Genomic DNA, 1,977 nt, shown 5'->3' with positions numbered 1-1,977 from the left:
AGTTCCAGCTGCGCGAGGCGATGCTGCCGTCGCTGTCGGTGGAGCTGTCGGTGAAGCTCACGGTCAGGCCGCTGGCCGTGGAGCTGAAGTTCGCTACCGGCGGGGTATTGGTCGGCGTGCCGCTGGAGTCGATGCCGTCGATGAACTGCGCACCGGTGCCGGACGGGTCGAGCCAGTTGCTCAGGCGCGTCGCAGCGGAGCCGCCGCCGGTCCAGGAGGTGAAGATACGGCCGTAGTAGTCGCTGCGGTCGGCGCCGGTCGCCGAGCAGCTCGACGGGCCGCCGTGCAGTTGGCCCAGCACGCGCTTCTCCGGGCTATAGACCGGCGAACCCGACGAACCCGGCTCGGTCACGCCGCCGTTGGCCTGCCAGAACACGTGCAGGTGGGTACTGCCGCTGGCGCCGTTGTAGCCGCTGATCTGGGTCGCGGTGGTCGAGTGGCTGATGCGCTTCTCGGCGACGTTGGGATGATGGATCGCGGTCGCGCCGGAGAAGTTCTGGTCGCGGCGGTCCCAACCGGCCCAGAACAGGTTGTGGGCCGGGTTGGCGGCGGTGTTGAGTTCGAGCAGGGTGAAGTCGGACGCGGCGTTGGTCGCGCGGACCACCGCGCCGGTCTGCGACTGCGACAGCGAGCCGTCGCCGTTGGCGCCGCTGGAGGACGAGCCCGGCGCGCGGCAGGTCGAGTTCTGGTAGTTCCAGTACACCACCATGCTCGCGGCGATCGCCGCCGTGGTCATGCCGCAATGGTTCGCGGTCAGGAAGTACATCTTTTTGTCGTTGGCGGTGTTGTTGACCAGCGAGCCGGTGCACCACATCGTGCCCTGCTTGGAGTAGGCGGCGACCGATCGGATCACGTCGCGGTGGGCGTTGCCTTCGGGGCAGACGACGTCGATGTTGCAACTGCCCGACACGCCGGTGGCCTGCTCCAGCGCGGCTTCGCGCGCGAGCCGGCCCAGGCCCTTGTAATCGTGCTGGACGCCGGCCAGGTGCAGCTTGAGCTCGCCGACCTTGGCGCGCGGCACGACCACTTCGATCACCGCCTCGTCGCCGATCACCACCGGCGTCCACAGCTCGTTGAAGGCGTTGTTGTCGGCGGCGGTGAAGCTGCGTACGCGCGAGGCGTTGGAGCCCGGGGTCTGGTCGGCCGGATAGATCAGCATGCGTGCGCCGGCGGGCAGCTTGAACTGGTCGAAATGGAAATTCAGGGTCAGCGCGTTCTTGGATTCGATGCGCGTGCGCCAGACCGCATGGTCGGCGTCGAGGTCTTCCCAGGTGCCGCTGTTGAGGGTGTTCATGTCCACCGGCAACGAAGTGGCGAAGCGCGGCGCTTCGTTGCGGCCACGCTTGAGGTCTTCGGCGCGCAGCTTGGCTACGTCCACCGCCGGCATGCTGCGCAGGGCGATGCGGTCGATGCGCGAAAGACGGGCATTGTCGAAAGCCGCCGGACGCAGGGTCGGGGCGGCGAGCGCGCTGCCGATCGACAGGGCGAGCAGGGCCAGGGAAGCGGTCAGTCGTTTCATTACTTGCTCCATGTTGGGAAGGACGACGTGGTGGCGAGGTTCCGCAACGAAGTCTGGACCGGCCCGGAGCATCCGGCCCCTCGAGGCGAAGGGCCGGATGCCGGGCAAGCGCGCCCGCAGCGAGCTGCGGTCCGCGTCCGGATCGCAGCTCGCCACGGCCGTTTCAGACCATCGTCGAGCGGAAAGCGGACTCCCCTAAGCCCGCCGGTATTTCAGGAGCCCGGCTCCTCAGAAGCCGGGACTCCCCCGTACACGAGGTCCCTCCGGAGGGAGGTTCCTCAAAACGCGAGGCTGATCAGAACGTGATGCTCCAGGTGTCGATGCGGCCGACGTCCTGCGAGGCGCGGTCGGCCGCGCGCAGCTTCCAGGTACCGTTGAGCGGCTCGCTCGACAGGTTCTTGGTGAAGGTGCCGGTGACGTTGTCGGCGCTGCCGCCGCTGCGGTTGTGGATGTTGTAG

The 1,977-nt window shown here is 67.9% G+C and carries 2 protein-coding genes; both read right to left on the bottom strand.

All coding sequences use genetic code 11. From position 1 onward, the window contains the following. Nucleotides 1-1,519: trypsin-like serine peptidase (locus EX88_RS0122700; protein ID WP_031374265.1), on the bottom strand; the 1,519-nt coding region annotated here is incomplete at its 3' end. 295 nt (nucleotides 1,520-1,814) lie between these two features. Then, on the bottom strand, nucleotides 1,815-1,970 hold the full coding sequence (locus EX88_RS27550; RefSeq protein ID WP_081931392.1) for a proprotein convertase P-domain-containing protein: 156 nt from the start codon (nucleotides 1,968-1,970) through the stop codon (nucleotides 1,815-1,817). Nucleotides 1,971-1,977 lie beyond the last annotated feature (7 nt).

Source organism: Lysobacter antibioticus (genome assembly GCF_000731095.1).
Classification (GTDB): Bacteria; Pseudomonadota; Gammaproteobacteria; order Xanthomonadales; family Xanthomonadaceae; genus Lysobacter; species Lysobacter antibioticus_B.
Note: the sequence above shows the minus strand (reverse complement) of the source record. Positions and strands in the feature narration are given on the sequence as shown.